The following is a 1,383-nucleotide window of genomic DNA, read 5'->3' as shown; positions in this document are numbered from 1 at the left end:
GGGCATCGTCGGCATAGTCCTCCTCGGCCTTGAGGATGGCCTTGCGCAGGATACGATCCGCCAGCGGGTCGGTCTTCTCCATCGGTCTATCGCTGGTGAGGGTGTGGAAATGCTTCTCTAGGGTGGAAGCGAACGCTGCTGGCGACGAGAACAGGCGTTTCTTGAGGAGACTGTTGACGAACTTGGTTCCCGTCACACCGGCTCCCTTGCAGGTCTGTTCTCGACGCTCACAATATCTGGCCAGCGTCCGGTGGATGGCGCGCTCTTCCTTGGTATAGGGAATCGACAATGCCTGCAACCTACGAATGGGGTAGAGAGGATCGCCATGCGCATCCTTCAGGTCCGTCTTCAGCCGTCGCACCATCACCTGTGACAGTTGTCGCTCATCGGGCAGGATGTTCTTGGAAAAACGCTGATCGTCGAGTAGTTCCAGCAACGAGGTGAAGGATTCGGTATAGCCGTTGTGTGGCGTGGCCGTCAGGAACAGATGATGCTGGAAGTGTGGCGACAGAATCTTGACGAGCCTGGTGCGCAGGCTCTCCAATGCGTAATGCCCACTCCCTGCGGGGGCCACGTTGTGGGCCTCGTCCACCACGAGGATATCGAACTTTCTCGGGTAACTGGCACGAACCGGCAGCACTTCTCGCAACAGGCGCAAGGCTTCACCACCCTTGATCCAGTCCATGGAGGTGATGAGCCGCGGGAAAGATGTCCACGGGTTGGCATGGATACCTCGGTCACGGCGCAGTTCCCTAATATAGTCGGTGTTCACGATCTTGAACTCGAGACCGAACTTCTCCATCATCTCGATGCGCCATTTCTCCTGCAGAGAAGCAGGGCAGACGATGAACACTGAGCGGGCTCGGTGACGAAGGAGCAGTTCCTGGATCACCAGTCCCGCCTCAATGGTCTTCCCCAGACCGACGTCGTCGGCGATCAACAGGTTGGCACGCGCCATGTCGATGGCACGTACCAGGGGATCCAATTGGAACTCTTCTATGCTGACGCCACTGCGAAAAGGCGCCTGCAGGAACCCCCTGTCCGCATTGGTCGCCGCTCCCCAACGGACGGCATCCAGGAAGGCCTCCAACTGTTGGGTGTCGTCATATCCATTCACGAGGGGCATCCCGGCCTTCTCAATGATGTGGGCACCGGGCTCTATCTCCCAGATCACCTCGAGAGTCTCACCGAGACTGTCCTCGTCGATGGAAGAAAGACTGACGTAGTTCTGTGTAGTGAGCGTGGCCTCCGAAGATCGAGAGGATTGGACGTCGGAGACGATCCATTGGCGACGACGAACTTCGACCAATTGACCGGGTTCTGGCGCCGTTCGGTACGCTGCTTCATCCACGACACTGGCATTCACCATTCTCTCCACCCTAT

1 protein-coding gene is annotated in these 1,383 nt (G+C 57.9%); it reads right to left on the bottom strand.

The features are described from left to right. Positions 1-1,369, bottom strand: a 1,369-nt coding sequence (gene drmD / locus ACOCD2_RS20020) for a DISARM system SNF2-like helicase DrmD (protein ID WP_293688768.1), incomplete at its 3' end; no start/stop codon positions are given. Positions 1,370-1,383: the final 14 nt, after the last annotated feature.

Origin of the sequence: Thiolapillus sp. (assembly GCF_048562965.1) — a bacterium.
Lineage (GTDB): Bacteria > Pseudomonadota > Gammaproteobacteria > Chromatiales > Chromatiaceae > Thiolapillus > Thiolapillus brandeum_A.
This window is presented reverse-complemented; position numbering and strand designations above follow the sequence as displayed.